At 38.7% G+C, this 18,171-nt stretch carries 7 protein-coding genes; 1 reads left to right on the top strand and 6 read right to left on the bottom strand.

The window, feature by feature from the left end; all coding sequences use genetic code 11:
- Window positions 1–32: 32 nt before the first annotated feature.
- The gene (locus G7051_RS11375; RefSeq protein WP_166200389.1) at window positions 33–3,140 is read right to left on the bottom strand and encodes a TonB-dependent receptor; all 3,108 of its coding nucleotides are present in this window, start codon (window positions 3,138–3,140) and stop codon (window positions 33–35) included.
- Window positions 3,141–3,331: 191 nt separating this feature from the next.
- Window positions 3,332–6,328 carry a DUF4982 domain-containing protein gene (locus tag G7051_RS11370; RefSeq protein WP_166200387.1) on the bottom strand — a complete coding sequence of 999 codons (2,997 nt, stop codon included), beginning with the start codon at window positions 6,326–6,328 and terminating at the stop codon, window positions 3,332–3,334.
- Window positions 6,329–6,491: 163 nt separating this feature from the next.
- On the opposite strand from G7051_RS11370, the gene G7051_RS11365 reads away from it, so the two are divergent.
- Window positions 6,492–10,820 (top strand): two-component regulator propeller domain-containing protein, encoded by a 4,329-nt coding sequence (locus tag G7051_RS11365; protein ID WP_166200385.1) that lies wholly within the window; start codon window positions 6,492–6,494, stop codon window positions 10,818–10,820.
- A 9-nt stretch (window positions 10,821–10,829) separates the two neighbouring features.
- Here the strand turns inward: G7051_RS11365 and G7051_RS11360 are convergent, their stop codons facing one another.
- Genes G7051_RS11360 through G7051_RS11345 form a run of 4 tightly spaced genes read right to left on the bottom strand, consistent with a single transcriptional unit; the run spans window position 10,830 to window position 17,979 of the window.
- Window positions 10,830–12,107, bottom strand: a complete 1,278-nt coding sequence (locus G7051_RS11360; protein ID WP_166200383.1) for a BACON domain-containing protein — start codon at window positions 12,105–12,107, stop codon at window positions 10,830–10,832.
- A gap of 54 nt (window positions 12,108–12,161) precedes the next feature.
- Window positions 12,162–12,914, bottom strand: a complete 753-nt coding sequence (locus tag G7051_RS11355; protein WP_166200381.1) for a rhamnogalacturonan acetylesterase — start codon at window positions 12,912–12,914, stop codon at window positions 12,162–12,164.
- Window positions 12,915–12,955: 41 nt separating this feature from the next.
- Entirely contained in the window at window positions 12,956–15,034 is a 2,079-nt protein-coding gene (locus tag G7051_RS11350; RefSeq protein WP_166200379.1) for a beta-galactosidase, read from the bottom strand.
- 56 nt (window positions 15,035–15,090) lie between these two features.
- The gene (locus tag G7051_RS11345; protein ID WP_166200377.1) at window positions 15,091–17,979 is read right to left on the bottom strand and encodes a sugar-binding domain-containing protein; all 2,889 of its coding nucleotides are present in this window, start codon (window positions 17,977–17,979) and stop codon (window positions 15,091–15,093) included.
- Between the last annotated feature and the right edge of the window lie 192 nt (window positions 17,980–18,171).

Here is an 18,171-nt window from a genome sequence, read left to right as displayed (position 1 = left end):
TTTAAGTAAAAAGGTCTGAGACCTTGTTTGTTTTAGAATCCGATATTCACACCGAAGATTATTCCTCTATTGAAAGTGGAGCCTCCTAAATCGGGATCAATCCAATCGATTTTAGAGTACAATAATCCCGGGTTTCTGAATTGTGCAAACAGCTTCAAATTAGTTACTCCCAAGTTTGATAAGGTTTGTTTTGGGAATAGATATCCTAATGAAATATTACGCAGTTTGATAAACGAACCGTCCTGATAATTCATCGAACTTTTAAATTCATCGCCGGATGCTCTGTCGTAATTAGGTGCAGGATAATCATTGGTCGGATTTGTAGGTGTCCAATAATCTAACAGACGTTGAGCAAATCGCCCTTGCAAGGATTCGGCTCCGGTTTCCATCATGAAATTCCAACGGGAGAAGATAAAGAATGATAGTTCCCAGTTTTTATATGTAAATGTATTTACAAGACCTGCCGTCCAGCTCGGATTTTTCTGCCCTACAATCTTACGATCGTTATTGGCATCGATCTTGTAATCGCCATTCTGATCTACAACCTTTATACTACCGGGTTTGAAAGCATGCCCGTTTGCATTGAATTTCTCCATTTCGGCTAAGTCTTCAGGTGTATTTTGCCAGATCCGATCTTTCTCATAGTCGTAAAAAACACCTAAACGTTGTCCGATAAACCAGTTGTTAGCAAGAATGTCTTCTTTTCCATTTGCCAACTCTACTATTTTATCTTTATTAGCCGAAAAATTCAAGTTTGTAGACCATGAAAAATCTTTGGTTTCGATATTTACCGAGTTCAATGTTAAGTCAATCCCCTTATTAGAAGTCTTACCTATATTTGTCCATACACGCGTATATCCTGTTACGGATGGAATATCTCTTTGCATCAGCAAATCGCTGGTAGTAGATGTATAAAGGTCTAAATTACCGGTAAGACGGTTATTAAAGAAACTAAAATCAAGTCCAAGATTCCATTGGGTAGTACGTTCCCATCCTAGATTTTTGTCAGGCATCACAATAGGGTCTTTCATGGAAGGATCAGACTGAACATAGCCCGGAGCAACCAATGCTCCCCATGTATAATAAAGAGTTTCTATTCCCCCTTTAGTCTGATAAGCAGAGATCGCAGAGTTACCCGTAGAACCAACGCCTAAACGCAGTTTCATTTGATTGATCCATTTCTGGTTTTTAAGAAATTGTTCTTCATCCAAACGCCAGCCAATGGCAGCCGATGGAAAAAAGTCCCATTTATTACCTTCTGCCAACTGAGATGCTCCATCCCAACGAGCCGATGCAGTCAGCATATATTTACTGTTAAAGCTGTAATTGGCACGAGCCATATAGGACAACAATTGAGTTTCTACCAAACCCGATCCGAATGCATCGAGTGCACTAACTGAGTTCAACTGATTCCATAACTGACTATTCCAAGGAAGATTACTGGCTGTCATGGTCGAAGTTTCTTCATGAAACTTAGAAGAACTTTGCAACAAGGTTATTCCCAGATTGTGCTCTTTATTAAATGTTTTATCATAATAGATTAAGTTGTCTAATGTCCACGATAGTCGTTGTGTTTTATTCAATTGTGCATAATTGGTAGAACCGGGTTCTCCTGCACCTCTGTTAGAGGATCTTTCATCCATAAAACGCCCGTTTCTGAAATTATAAAAATCGGGACCGAAATTGATACGATAACGCAATCCTTCCATAAACTTAATCTCGGCATAAAAACTTCCCAGAGTACGTAAAGTGGTACGTTCGTTTATCACATATTTATCGTCACCTATCGGGTTTAAGATATTAACATCACCACCCGGCATATTGATACGGTTACCGTTTTCATCAAAAGGTACTGCATAGGGTAACATGGCCTGAGCGGCAAAATACAAGTTACCGGGACCGGTTGCATTAGATGTTGAGTAGCCGTAATTCTGCACACTCCATGTACCTGTAATAGAAGCTCCTAACGAAAACCACTTGGTCGGATTTACATCGGTACTTATTTTGACATTGTAACGCTCAAAATCCTGTCCTTTTTGGGTTCCTTCCTGATTCAGGTATCCAAAAGAAGTGTGTGTTCTCATTTTATCGGTACCACCACTCGCACTTAGGGTATGCTCGTGAGTCAATCCGGTTCTTAATACCATGTCTGTCCAATCGGTAGTAGGTATCAAACTTCCGTCATAAGTTCCGTTAGCCCATCCTTTTTCGATATTTGCCCATGCAATCGGGTCTTGCCCGAATATTGCCTTGTCAGCCTCAATAGTAGGAGTTTCGGGATACGTATTTTTTGCCGCACGGCGGAAAGCATCGCGACGGAATTCTACATATTGTGGAGAATTCATCATCGTTGTCCGATCGTACATATTTTCAAAAGTTACTATTCCCGAATAGTCCAAAGTCATTTTACCGCTTTTACCTCTTTTGGTCGTTACCAAAACAACTCCATTGGCTCCTTTTGAACCGAATACGGCTGTTGCCGAAGCATCTTTGAGTACATCTATTGATTCTATATCGAGAGGGTTCAGTGCTTCGATACCTCCTGATGCAAGAGGAATTCCGTCCACTACATACAGAGGCGAATTACTTGCATTCAAAGAGCGGCTACCACGAATAAGTATTTTACCCAGTTCTCCGGGACGTTCGTTAGAAGTTATATCCACACCAGCTGCACGCCCCTGCATAGCTTGCAAGGCATTTGCCACAGGTAGTTTCCGTATATCTTCGGAACTCACATTTACCATTGCACCCGTAACGTCACTCTTTTTCATAATACCATATCCTACTACCACTACTTCATCGAGTAATTTAGCATCCTCTTTAAGTATCACTTTTATTTGTGACTGTCCACTTACCGGAATCGATTGTTTGATATACCCTATATAGGCAACCTCCAAAACGTCGGAGGCATTTGCCTGGATCGAAAATAATCCATCCAGATCGGTTATTGTTCCTACCGAAGTACCTTTTACACTAACCGAAGCTCCTATTATAGGCTCGTTATTTTCATCATAAACAGATCCTTTGACTGTTTTCTGTTGTGCATACGAAACAACAGACAAAAGCAAAAAGATCATCGTCAAAAACATGTATCTTGTTTTGAATACAAGACATTGATTCGTTTTTAGTTTATTTCTCATGGATTTTTAATTTAAGTAATTCTTAGATCAGGTTTTTCTCTTCCGATTCTGTGATCGGGAATTAAGGTTTGTTTAATTTTTCATGGCCCTTGTGTTTATATTTATTAAATCATCGACGAAAGTAGGCTACAAGACTATCCGCACAAATGTATTTTTGTACAGAAGCATAGAAAATAAGACTTTAGGATCATTTATAGGGCTTCATAAACCTCAGCCTCTACAATACGCAGCTGTCCTTTAGCATCTAAGGCTTTAGGATCTTTATACAAATCGAGCTCTTTTGTTCCCGTAACTTCCACAATACCGCCAAAAGCGTCCTCATCGCTGCTTTGCCCCATTAGCTGAATCTTAACAAAGCGTCCTCTTGTCGGTTTTATGGGAATAGAAATGTAACCCAGGCTCTTTTCGGTGTCGCCTCTGTAAACTTCAACATCGTCAACGGTAATAATGATCGGATAACTGCGCATTCTCCATCCTGTGAGTTTGAGTTCTATTTCAGATATGGTTGCATCCCGTTCCAATTCGTATTTTATCCATCCTGTACGGATATTTCCATCGTTAGTCCATTCCGAAAGTTCATTATCATCGTAGCTGAGTTTCGCTTTATCTTCGTTGCTGCCTGCGGTTGCTGCAACAATATCGATACTTTGTCTGGAAGGTTTAAAAGATGCTCCGACAGGAGTTTTACCTCTCTCGAGATTAGAGGATTGATATTCGCCACTTATATATTCTGCAAGTCCGTCTTTTTGTTTAAAAGGAACGGATTCGAAAGAAACGGTAGCCGATTTCAAGCCTTTTGCTGATGCTGTCAATGTTACTTTACCTGCCGTATTAGTTGATCTGACAAGCACCCGATTGACTCCTGCTTCGAGAGGTAATTCTTTAGATAATATATAATTGTCTTTGCCTTGTGCAATGCCTCCACGCCATTCGGCAGCTCCCGAAAGTGAGAAAGAAGCCAATACTTCGGAGGTGGGACAACGGTTTCCGTCTTTGTCAACCGTTTCGACTTCAATTAGTGCCAAGTCTGCCCCATCTGCTTTAAATCCATCGGGGGCGTGCATTACTTTCATTTTCAAGGCGACAGGATCTCCTGCCGTTTTTATTTCGCTCCTACTCAATATGGCTTTGCTATTGTCATAACTTATGGCTTCAATTTTACCTGCTTGCCATTGTATATTTTTAAATGTAAATAAAAACCGATAGCTCCGTTCGCCCATTCCTTGCGATTGCCCATTAATAAATAACTCCACCTGATCGCCCGACGATACTACAAGTACATCTTTTACGGTTTGAGGCGTATAATTCCAATGACCGACAATATGAGTGCGATGGTTTTCGACATCTACCCATCCATCCCACATCACCCGATGGGCATAAAAAGCATCCTTAGGAATACGCATGGCATCTACTTCTCCGCTTCGCCTGTAATTTTCAGCACCACGATAATGGGTATTGGAATCTGAAAAGATAATATTCGTTCCTCCAGAACTTACCCGCTTGCCTCTTCCAGGACGTGCTCTGAAATAGTCGTACCAACGGGTAACTGTTTCTTTTGCAAACGAATCCTGATTGTGATTATATGCACTTGCGTCCTGCCCTTTATGCAAAGGACCATCGCCATTTTTGTGATAAGGGGGAGTAAATTCATCCCAATATTTACGGAGTGCCTCATCTCTGCAATACTCTGTTGCCCACATGGGTATATGGGCACTTTTATTTATGTAAAGCATTTCGCCTCCATACTCTGCAATCTTACTGTCCAACATTTCACGTGAACCGATGGCACGTCCTCCATAAGGATCGTAACGATCTCTTACAGCCTTCATGTCAGCCATATGTTCTTCGCTGATAGATTCATTGCCCGATTCATAGAAAAGAATACTCGGATTGTTACGATTGTAAATAATGGCATCTCGCATCAGCTCAACACGTTGCTTCCACTGTCTGCCTGTAACATCTTTTTCAGCATCTCCGGCAGGCATAGCTTGTATAAGCCCCACTCTGTCACACGATTCTACATCCTGTTTCCACGGGGTTACGTGCATCCATCGAACCAAATTACCATTGCCTTCGACAATCAACCGATTGCTGAAATCGCTCAGCCAAGCAGGTACAGACATACCCACGGCAGGCCATTCGTTACTGGTACGCTGGGCATAGCCTTTCATTTGCAAAACACGATCGTTTAGCTCTACCATTCCATTTCTGAAAGCGGTTTTACGAAAACCTGTTCTCGTTTTCACCACATCTACGGGAATATTGTCTACATAGAGAGTTGTATATACATTGTATAAATAGCCATATCCCCAACTCCAAAATTCAAGATTATCAACCAAACTATTCACTCCAATAGTTTTGGTTTCTCCTGCTTTCAGGTCGGTAGGCGATGATTTAATCTTTTTTATCACATGACCGTTCATATCTTCTATCTGCATTTCGAAGCTGACAGTTTTATCTACCGAATATTCATTCCTGACTTCCGATTCTGCAAATACCTGAGCGTTTTTTTTGCTAATGTTTATTTCTCGTGCATAAATATATGTTCCTGTAGTTTTGAGATTACTATACAGAGGAAGAGTCTGATATACTTTATCTGTCACATGTAGAAAGACGTTCTTGGGAATACCTCCGTAGTTTGCATTGAAATTTATATTATTCCACTGATAAGTAGTACCTGTGGCACGCTCGGCATATTTCCACGAATTATCAATGCGGACAGCTAAAACATTTTCTTTGTTCCCGAAAAAAACATCGTCAGTAATGTCAAAACCGAAAGCCATCACGCCATTTTCGTGTATACTTATCTGCTTGCCATTTAAGTAGAATTCACCTCCAAAACGGATGCCTTCAAATTCAAGGAATATTTTCTTTCCTTTATCTTTTGCCGATAATTTAAAATGTTTTCGATACCACACAATACCGGTTGTATGATCTTCAATGGGCAGTTTAAAAGCATCGTCTTCATTAAAAGCTCTGGGCAATGTGATTTTACTCCATGAAGCATCGTTAATATCGACTTTTTGACCGTCTTCAACATCTCCTGTTTTTAAAAGCCACTGAGAATTAAAGTTATATTTCGCCCTTTGATTTCCTTTCGGAAAAGGCATCGCCGAACTACTGATTACTGACAGGACAAAGAGTATCACAGATAATATTTGAGGAAGGGTTCTCACATATTGTTTCATGATAATTGAATTTATAGATTTAAGGTTCATCAAAAGTATCTTCATAAAACGAAACAAAACATGGAAATTTGTCCATTCAACTATATTATTTGACACTATTAATCCACATGTCAGTTTTTCTTTTAAATTTGAATACGAAACCTATATAAAAATACCTGTTACTATGAATAACATAATCACCATATGTATTAGCATGCTCTTTTTTGCCATTACACATTTGGTAAATGCGAAGAACAGCGAGCTTCATTTTTCTCAAATAACTACCAAAGACGGACTGTCTCAAAATACGGTAAGGGATATTTTGCAGGACAATAAAGGATTCATCTGGGCAGGAACTTTAGATGGTCTCAACCGATACGACGGATATCAGATTGTGACTTACAAACCGCAGATAGGAAACCCTAAATCACTTATAGATCATCGGATCAAAAACTTGTTCGAGGACAGAAATGGTTACCTCTGGATTAAAACCTACAAAAATGTGTTTTGTTGTTATGATCCCGTCACTGAATCGTTTATTGATTACCAGCAGAATATTCCTGAGAAAAGCCAAATGTACTACACTTATTATTACGAAGCCAATAACGGCGATATATGGTTGTGGGGAAATACGAATGGTTGTTTAAGAATACGAAAGACGAAGCAAGGCTTTACATCTAAAAGCTTTCTTACCGATATTCCATCTGATAATAAAAGAAACGGACGATTTCTGTTCGAAGACTCGAAAGGCTCAATATGGTATGGAGGTGAATCGGGCTTGTATAAAATCAGTGAAGATAAATCAGAAAGCTTCTTCAATAAAAATACGGTATATCATACGACGAAAGCGGTAGAATCGAACGGTAAAATATATTTTTCGACAGAGCAGGTGGGCGTATTGATTTATGATATAAAAAGAAAGGTATTTGAAGCAAATACAAGCATGCAAGCTTCGCCTATCCTTACTGATATGGCAAAGACTAAAATAGATCAGTTGCTTGTGGTCACCAGATCGTTAGGTATTCAGTTTTTTAATACACGAAACAACGAATACTCAATTCCTGTATGGGCAAAAGATACTGATCTAAAAGGAAATATTCAGCTTATCATCGATAAGGAACAAAACATCTGGATATTCAATCATACAGGCTATATGTGGTATTATAATATCCAAAACAGTGAGGTGAAAAAATTGCAACTGATTCCTCAGAATATCATAAATATTATAGATGAAGAGCGATACAATGTCTTTATCGATTCGAAAGATATTATCTGGATTACCACCTATGGGAACGGTTTGTTTTCTTATGATCCTAAAAGCGAATACCTTCAGAATTACAAATATAAGTTGGGCGAGAACAGTCTAAGTTCCGATTATTTGCTGTCGATTACCGAAGACAAATTCGGCAACCTATGGTTAGGCAGCGAATATGCAGGTATAATAAAAGCCATAAAGCCCAATTACGATATACAGTATATAAGACCCGAAAACAAAATATCGATCGGTAAAAACAACAGTGTAAAAACGATTTACGAAGATTCGAACAACAATATCTGGGTAGGTACAAAAAACGGAAGCTTGTATGTATATGACCATCAAATAAAAACGATTAAACATGTTTACGAGGATTTGAATCCTTATACCATAACCGAAGACAAAAAAGCGGGTATGTGGGTAGGTACTAAAGGCAATGGTCTTTACCTTTTCGACACCAAGACTTTCAAGCAAATAGAACATTATAAGAATGACCCGACTGATCCGAACAGCCTCAGTAACAATTCGATATTCAGCCTATTGTTAGATAATAAAAACCGCCTTTGGGTAGGTTCGTTCGGAGGAGGTATCAATCTCTTGAAAGAAGATAAAGGCGCATCATCGTTTATTCAATTGTTCAATCAGGAAGGAAACAGGCGTTATATACGCACCATTTATCAGGACAGTAAAGGTCTTATATGGGTGGGAACGAGTGACGGAATCATTAAATTCAAGCCCGAAAACATTATTGCTAATCCTTTGGATTTCATCGCCTACAAACTAAATCTTCAAAAAGAAAACACCTTAAGCAGCAATGATGTCAAAACGATTTATGAAGACGAAGACGGGCAAATCTGGATAGGCACTGCCGGAGGGGGACTTAACAAGTATCTGAGAGATATTAATGGGGAAGGTATGTTTGAATTTTTCACCACCATCAACGGTCTGTCGGGAGATATTGTTTCGGGGATTCTTGAGGATGAGAATCATCAATTGTGGATCAGTAGCGAAAACGGTATTTCGAAGTTTGATAAAAAGTACAATTCATTTACTAATTTCCATTTTTCGGAAAATACGTATGGTAATCACTTTAATGAAAATGCAAATCTTAAGTGCCTGAATGGAAATATGTTTTGGGGAAGTCTCGATGGCTTGCTTATTTTCAATCCCAAGAGTTTTGTTGCCGAACAAAATACTCCGCCTGTAACTTTCACCAACTTCTTTTTATACGATCAGAAAGCGGAAGTGGGAAACTCTAATTCGCCTTTGAATAAGTCGATCTCTTTTTCTGATAAAATAGATTTGAACTATAAACAAAATACATTTACCATACAATTTGCATCGCTTACATTACGGTCACCCGAGAAGAATTTATACTCGTATATGCTCGAAAATTACGATAAGAAGTGGAGTACTCCTAAACACGACAATAGTGCAACTTACAAAAATCTGCCTGCCGGAAAATATATATTTAAGGTACGAGGTGCCAATAGCGATGGTGTATGGAGCGACAAAATCACTCAGATAGAAGTAGAGGTTACACCTCCTTTCTGGAAATCTACTTATGCCTATATTCTTTATAGCCTGTTATTAATCGTTGCATTGTATTTTGCTTTCCGTTTAATCTATAAATTCGGAAAACTGAACAATGCGGTTCAGGTAGAGAAACAGCTGACCAATCATAAGTTACGCTTCTTTACCAATATTTCTCATGAATTCAGGACTCCTTTAACGCTCATTCAGGGAGCGATGGAGAATATGAACGACCAAACTAATATCCCCGATAATATCAGAAAGCAGCTTACTATTTTAGGTCGGAACTCTAATATTCTGAGCCGATTGATAGATCAATTGCTGGAGTTTAGAAAACTGCAAAACAATGTCTTAACTCTTGATTTAGAGGAGATAGACTTAATTGAGTTTATACAGGAGATTTATTCGGGATTTCAGGAGATTGCCGAACGTAAGAATATTACTTATACACTCAATACTCAATCGGAATCTTTGAGGATGTATATTGATCGCCGGAAAGTCGATAAAATAATATATAACCTGCTTTCGAACGCATTTAAGTTTACAGCTAAAGACGGTGTTGTCGAAATTTCAATTACTGTCAATCAAAAGAATGAAACCTGTACTATTTCGGTCAAAGACAATGGGATAGGTATTGATAAAGATAAACAGCATCTTTTATTCAGCAGGTTTATGCAAATTAATTTTTCATCGTCGGGAACAGGCATCGGCTTATCTCTGGTGAAAGAATTTGTGGAGGCACATAAGGGTAAAATTTGGTACGAAAACAATACGAATGGGGGATCGATATTCAATGTCGAATTTTCGACTTCAAAAGAGGTGTACAAAGGCGAAAACTTTATAACTCTTTCTATACCTGATATTATTAATGAAGAAATCAACAGAAATCAAACCGTTACCGAACAGATAAGTCCTGTTTTACCCGAAATAAATGAATCTACTCTTGCCAATTATAAGATGCTTATTATTGATGATAATGACGATATCCGCGACTTTCTTATCGATGAATTCAGCAGGTATTTTATGGTTGACTGGGCTGAAAACGGAAAACAAGGGCTTCAAAAAGCAATAGAAACTAATCCCGACCTGATTATATGCGATGTGATGATGCCCGAAATGGATGGCTTTGAGGTGACACGTCAACTGAAGCATGAGTTTCAGACTTGCCATATTCCAATCATATTACTGACAGCCCATTCTTCTATCGAGCATCAATTAGAAGGTATCGAAAGTGGTGCTGATGCTTATATTATGAAACCGTTCAGCATAAAATACCTGACTACGAGAGTCTTTAAACTGATAGAGCAGCGGGAGCAGTTAAAGAAACGATTTTCAAATGAATATGTATTGGATGGCAATCTCATTACAGCAACGGATAAAGACAAAGAGTTTTTCGAAATGATTGATCGTATTTTAGAACAAAATATAGCCAATAGTGAATTTTCGGTAGATCGATTTGCCGAACTATCGAAACTCCGCAGAACTATTTTCTATAAAAAAGTGAAAGGCATTACAGGATTTTCACCGAATGAACTGATAAAGATAAAGAGACTGAAAAAAGCTGCCGAAATGCTTCTTACGGGAGAATTTACGGTATCCGAAATATCGTATAAAGTGGGATTCGAAGATCCTTTCTATTTCAGCAAATGTTTTAAAGCTCAATACAACTGTTCACCTTCTAAATACGGTCAACCAAAAGAAGAACCCAAATCGGTGGAGGATTGAGGTCTAAGCTTATTGTACATGTATCTTGTATTTTACAGCTCCTACTCCATTGTTGTAATAGTCCGAAAAAGAGAAAGAAACAGGAACAATCGGAATCTTTACAGCTTTTGGATCTTTCAACTGATTGATAACCTCTATCAGGTTGCCTTTGATCACTTTGAATTCACCGACAGAAACCATATAAATATAATAAGCATCCATTTGTTCTGCTTTTGTCACCTCCTCGGCATTTAACTGCTCACTTTTACTCAGTTTCGATTGTATAGAATTTACTATTCCCTTTTCAAAATCGGACTCAACCAAAAGCAAAGTATTGTTACCATACTTAATTTCAGAAATATAATTCGGATTCATGGGAACAAATTTATCTTCATTCAGCTTTTCGGTCAGCAAAGGTGGGTTTGGGCGATCCATATCTGCACTAAATCGAATATTTGACACAGGATATATTAAGCCATATTCATGCTTCATCGACTCTTCTTTATAGGATTTTCCGTTTAATAATTTCTCCAACGAAATTCCAAGTTCATAGAGACCTATACAATGCAAATGACGGCGAGAATAATAATATGTTCCATCTGAAGTTCTCAAAGGAAAACTAGCATCAGAGTTAAATTTATCTATACCTTCTTTTTCTATTTTTTGATAAGTCTCATAAGAGGGTGTATAATTTTCTTCTATGGTAAAGTTTATGAAATTTCCTATAATTATCGGTAACTGGTTATATGTATAACCTGCTGTCTCCACACGATCCAATTTAGGGTAATTAGTCAGTTTTCCTACAAAAAGACTCCCGAGAAAGATCAGTTCTTTATTGGATGAATTAATAAACAGTTTATCCGATTCAAATTCCAGATCAAAAGGTTCAGTCTCTGAATAAGTTCCATTTACGAGACGAATTAAAGAGGTGAATCCCAATCGAGGCAAAGTATATTCGGGTTTAGGCTTAGCCTCTTGATAGATATGTAATGCTTGCTTTTTATCTTTGATCTTAAAAATCAGGTCAAATTCTCGAACTGTTTCGTTTCTATTCGGTTGAATATAAAGAATAACATTTGTGTCTTCCTGTGTTCCCTTTTGTTTACTTACAGTCAGCCATTCGGGCATACTCTCTATTTCCCAAGAAGTATTTGTCTGTATTTCTATAGTGTCTTTACTTTCTTTATAGCCGAAACTGATTTCATTTTTAGCAAATTGAATAAAATCAGGTTGTTTACTATCTTCATTTCCTTCACAAGAAGACAATAAAAAAAGAAGCAAAGAAAGGATCAATAAATTGTTTTTCATAAAAAGATCGGTTAGCTGTTTATACTTAAAGCATTCAAAGCTAAAAAATATTTTTCATTCTTCCACCGCTTTAAGATATTTACTTAATCCATACAAGTTCAAATCTCTTATGCCTTCGGCTACAAAAGAAGCAACCTTTGTAGCTCCTTTATCCATCATGTGAGTGTCATCTTTCAATCCATCAGGCTTAGCATGGTCTACACCTGCTTCCACCCAACGATAATAAGGTATAGATGCCGAATCGCCTAACATGGTTATAAAATCACGCGTCTTTAAATTTATATCAATCAAGGGAACGGCGTGTTCTCTGGCTACTTTTCGGGTAATAACGGGGTAACCCTTCAAACGATCATCAACCAGATTACCATCTTTAAAAGTACGCATCACAAGTGAGGTCAATAATACAGGATAAGCGTCTTTTACTCTTACATCGTGAATAAATCTCAGTAAGTTCTTTTCATAATCTTCGTAAGATGCGTGCCTTTCGGGACGAGTTGATGCATCATTATGTCCAAATTGGATAAATACATAATCGCCTGCTTTTACTTCCAACAGCAATTGATCCCAACGCCCTTCGCTTATAAAGGTTTTGGTACTTCTTCCTCCTATTGCATGATTAAACACTTGTACCTCATCCGTGAAGTATTTTTCGAGCATTTGCCCCCACCCTTTTATCAAACCGTCTTTTTCTTCCTTATAACTCTGAGCTGTAGAATCTCCTGCTATAAAAATTTTTATTCTAGGTTCAGAAGACTTGAAACTGCATAGCAAAATAAAGAGAACTGCTAAAACTAGTTGATTTTTCATGCTTTGATTTTTGTTAGAGGAAATAGTTATTCCCCCTATTATCATTCTTTCCAGACAGATACACCTGCCGTGGGTATTTCTTTTCCTCCAATAATGTATTGTACGTTTTCAGCCAAAGGTAAACTCAATGTCTTATCGGCATAATTCACTGCAATACCAAAGCCATCGCGATATTCGATATGTAAACCGGCAGGCAAATCAAGAATAGGGATGTTTAATTGCGAGTACAATTTTGTCAATACATCTTTCTCCAATTCTCCCTTCTGAGAATCTACACCAACATACGTTACTGATCCTTTTCCTAGACGATGATGTATGACAGAAGAACTTCCTTCATAAAAATCGCCCTGATAAGTAGCCCATGTTTCGGTTCCGTTGTCAGGTTTTAAGATTTCGCCCCAACTAGTCCAGCTATAAGGCTTTCCTCCAAAAATTACATTATCGGGAGTAGTAGGTTGTAAAAGGTCATAAAATTCGATCTGAGCACCTATCAATGGATAAATAAGTTCTCCAAACTTAGCTTCAAAGAGTTGTCCGTTGCGTGTTTTATGCCCCGATCGGGCAGTTAAAACAAGGTTGCCGCCTTGCTCTGCATACGCTTTCCATCGTTGTACCAATTCCGGATCAATCATTTCATAAGCAGGGGCAACAATCACATTGTATTTAGACAAATCGGCTCTTTCGTCAATAAAATCAACAGGGGCACCAAAGTTTTTCAGAGCATCATAATACTTATCTATGTGTTTTTCTGTATTCCATTCCGTAGTTTGCTTGTTGCGTTCCATTTCCCACGTATTCTCATGGTTGTAGAGAATAGCGGTTCTTCGTCTTTCGTAAGCTTCGGGATTTTTCGTATTCGGTTTGTATTCCTTCCGAAGTAGAGCAATTTCTTTTATAAACTCAGAGTATTCCAAACCGCCCGAAGTGGGTGTTACTCCATCCGATCCGACAATACCATAATGATACAATTCTGTCCCATAAATGGGCTGACGATAACGATAGGTACAAGCAAACTTACTCCCTCCTGCAAAAACATGCCACAACCATAAACGGACAGCTCCCGGAAGAGGTTGAGAATTTATCGTACCCCAATTTACCTGCCCTGGTTGAAGTTCCATAATACCATAAACTCCATCAATCGGACGGAAGAAATCATTGGCTTTTGCAATCCGCTCAACAGGACCTAATCGATAGCCCTTACGACCGATTCCATAATTTTCGCCAAACACCATATAACGGGTATAGGAATGGAAATCCAATTGATCGCTTTTACGTAAATGCCCGTCCTCATATAGGGGAATATAATTAGTAGTAACCCATTGTGTGGGAATACTGTATTTTCGGATGGTTTTGGTCTGATCGTCCAAAAATGTAGCCATCTCATCGGTCGTAAATCTATTATAATCGAGAATCTGATGTGTATTCATAAACATCTGAGAAGTCTGAGGAATATTTATCTCCGAAAAATCAGAATACACCTGACTCCAGAAGTTAGTACCCCAAGCTTTGTTCAAAGCAGCAATAGTGGTATATTTTTTTTTCAACCATGTGCGAAATCTTTTATGAGCATCTTCTCCATAATCGGCAACAGGGCGAGGTTCGTTATCTAACTGCCAACCCATAGTACGTTTATCGTTGCCAAAATGCTGAGCCAGTTTATCGATCATTTTCAGAGAGTATTCTCTATAAAATGTATTCGATGGCGATGGATGCTGACGTGCTCCGTGATCCATCTTCGTTCCATTTTCACGAGTTATCAATACATCGGGATGTTTTCGTACCAACCACACAGGAGGTGTAGCGGTAGAGGTACACATGATTACTTTCAGTCCGTTTTTATCTGCCAGATCAACGGCTTTGTCTAACCAGTCAAAGTTATAGACACCTTCTTGCGGTTCGAGCTGTGCCCATGCAAATTCGGCATAATGTACAAAGTCGAATCCGAGGTCTTTTATTTGTTTCAAATCCCTCTCCCATTGGCTTTCGTCCCAATGTTCGGGGTAATAATAAGTACCCACAATTGTCAAATCCTTCGGATCGAAAAAAGGGTCTGCTTTTTGGGCATTGAGTCCCAAAGTAAAAGCTATTAATAGTAGTCCTGTAAGAAGTTTCTTCCTCATGTTCTCTATTTTAAATAATAGCGAGCAGACACATAGGTCTGCCCCTACCATTCCAATTATTGTATTATATTTTTCAATTCATCGGGAGCATCTTGGGTGTGGGTATTGATACGCTCGCCCTCCAACTTGGTAAGGTCTTCTATGACAGACAATCTCAAATCTGCTTCAGGGTAAAAAAATCCTGAAGTCATATATTTAGTTATCGCATAATAGAGTTGACGTGCTACAGGGCGTTTATCTAAATCGGATTGAATATCCGCACTGCAAACAATTATCTTGCCTTTACCGACATTCGCTTCGAATAACATACCCAGTTTACGGTTGATAAACCAAGTATCAATAGGTTGTACGATAGGTTGAAAATCGGCAGGGAAACTATTCATTTCCATAGCCTGAGCTTTATTTGTCAGCTCCCACCATTGCAAGCCTGTATAAAAATCAGTCGGGAAGTTTTTAAAAATGGGGTGATTATCTCGGATCAATGTTCCAACGGTATGTGGCGGACGCATTTTAAACCACGATGTATTCCAGAAAGCAGGTGTCATGTATTGTACGACATCTTTCCCCTGCTCTACTTTTCCGGCCAATAAGAGTAATACTTTTCCTCCGTTATTCAGAATATCTTTTGCTTTGGGATCTATTGTTTGAGTAATATAAATATCCGAAGTATTCACTTCCGGCAAAGTGGCAGGATATACCCAGAAATCCCAATTGTTAGTTATATCCGAACACGGAATATTCACTTCGAGATTCAACTTTGAAGCTTTATCAATGGTATTTAAAGGAAAGGATATTGTTCCTAAATTCTGACAATTTCCTATAGCTATATCTTTGGCTGATAACTGTCCTTTTCGAATAACTTTTCCATAAGCATCTTTGATAGTCCAATTAACAGGAGTTTGTTTCAGTTCCTTTTCTCCGAAATGCGAAACTTCGATTCGAGCCTGCACTGTTTCGTTATTTTCGAATACAAACTTATCCATACGGGAAAGTAAAACCGTTGGTGCACAAAACTTACGGAACTCTTCACCATTTATATATCCTTTGTCCTCCCAAAAAGCATTGAGAACTCCGACCAGAGCTGTGCCTTGTCCCGAATAATCATTCAGACTGAGTAATTGAAACCCTGCATAATTAGGAGTGCGTAATGTTTTTTCTATTTCATTTTTATAAGCTAAGGCTTGCAATTTACCCGATGCTTTAAGAAAGGCGACAGATAGATCACCCATATTACGGTCTTTCAAGTCCTGACGAAACAGTTCGAAGTTGCGGGCACGCATTACACCTGAATATCTGTCGATCTCGGTAAAATCGGGAAATACGCACCATTGACCTGTTTCGTGTGACACATAGGGTTCTTTAACCGTATCTATACGAGCCTGATAATCAGATGTAGATTCGGGGCGTTCGTCTGACCATGTTAAACCTCTTGCACCTGCTTTTACATGAAATTGATTGCGAGGCTGCCATGCCCAACCATTCCCCACAGAAGCACCTGTATAAACGCGTCGTGAATCGTTTTCTTTCCAGTAATCCACAAATTTACTCACCCATGCTACCCAACGCCCACGAGGCTCATTACCGATAGCAAACATAGCGAAGGATGGATAGTTACCATATTGTTTAACAATGCGTTTAGCCTCCTCCCATAAGTAATCGTCAACAGGTTCTCCATTACCCAACGACGATCCATGATTAGGCCACGTGGGTCCTTCGGGTTGTAAATAAAAACCGACCAAATCAGCAGCTATCATCGCCGCTTCGGGTGGACAAAATGAATGGAACCGCATGTGATTCAGTCCATATTGGCGGCAAATACGAAACACCCTTTCCCACGATGCTACATCCATAGGGGCATAGCCCGTCAATGGGAAAACACAATTTTCGACCGTACCCCTCAGCATGGTTTTACGACCATTGATATAGAAATATTTATCTTGAATGGTAAACTCACGCATCCCGAATTGTACTTGTCGTACATCTTTGTCTGCTTTAGTTTGTAAGGTCGCTGTGAGTCTATATAAATTAGGATGAAACTCATCCCACAATTGCATATCGTCTCCCATCGTTAAATCTATGGATAGAGAAGTGGCTTTTCCTTGAGGTTTGAAACTTTGCTTAACAGGTAGCACAATATGACGTTTGTCTCCGTTAAAACTTTCTGCTTCAAGTAAAATTTCGCCCGAAGTACTGCCTTCGATAGTAACAGTAACAACTGCTTTCTTAGCTTTCAGATCGGGGAAGATCTGAATATCTTCGATATATGTCTGAGGTGTAGCTTGTAGTTCTAAGCGACCTACTACCCCATTCCAGTTTCCTTGTGTTTGGTCGGTTATACTATGCGAGTCTTTGCCTACGTTGATTTCTTTGGTTCGGTTATCAATCCGCAGACTGATCGTGTTCTTACCTGTTTTAAGATAAGGCGTTACGTCAAATACATGGGGTACTGATAACGAGCTTTGTATACCGACCTCTTTATCATTGATCCAAAGCATGGTTTCGGTATGAGGACGTTCCAAAAACAAAGTAATACGTTCTCCTTTCCACGAATTTGGAATAACTACATCACGTTGATACCATGCTGCTCCAACATAATATTTGAGAGGGGTCAACCAGAAAGGTAGTTTCAAATTATCCTGTTTCCTGTATTTTTCCAATCTTGGATTATAGAAAAACGAACTGTCATAAATACTGGCTGTCCAATCGGTATGGAGTGTAACTTCGTCTCCTTTTCGGTTTTCGGTCATCGAACCGGGTAGAACAATTTCGTCTCTCAGCATTCGGGAATACCATCGTTCGGTAAGCCCTTTGTCTTGTGCATCTATATCGAAACGCCAGGTTCCTTGCAGATCGATTTTCTTCTCCTGAGAAAAAACAGAGAGGCAAATACACAAAAAAAGACCGGTTAAGTAAATTTTAAAAAGAAGACGAGCCAAGTGTCTCATAATAGTATACGGTTTAATTTTCTAGATTCAGGTAAAAGCAGAACACAAATATATTAATCGCAAAGTCAATCAACTATGTAAATTCATTCAAAAACCTATAGATTTTGACATATTAAATATAGGATTAGACATATCACCACCTCATAATACCATTTAGAGATAATATTACATTTGTCTGAATTATTTTACATT

The sequence above is a fragment of the Dysgonomonas sp. HDW5B genome, from assembly GCF_011299335.1.
Classification (GTDB): domain Bacteria; phylum Bacteroidota; class Bacteroidia; order Bacteroidales; family Dysgonomonadaceae; genus Dysgonomonas_A.
This window is presented reverse-complemented; position numbering and strand designations above follow the sequence as displayed.